Annotated in this window: 1 riboswitch. The window is 34.4% G+C overall.

From position 1 onward, the window contains the following. Positions 1-30 precede the first annotated feature (30 nt). Positions 31-119: riboswitch (TPP riboswitch) on the top strand. The last annotated feature ends 93 nt before the right edge of the window (positions 120-212 follow it).

Below are 212 nucleotides of genomic sequence, written 5' to 3' on the forward strand. Positions count from 1 at the left end.
TTCTGTTATACTGGTCCAGTAATTAAATAATAAAGACATTTGGGGTGCTTTAGGCTGAGATGATACCCATTGAACCTGATACAGTTAATACTGGCGAAGGGAAATGTGAAAAGGTTTTTTTCGTATGTCGAAAAGAACTGTCTAATCTTGTAAGCTAAACTCTAATTCTCGTTTGTAATTGGAGTTTTTTTGTTTATCAAAAGAGGATAGGC

The sequence above is a fragment of the Streptococcus sp. HMSC072D07 genome (genome assembly GCF_001814835.1).
GTDB lineage: Bacteria > Bacillota > Bacilli > Lactobacillales > Streptococcaceae > Streptococcus.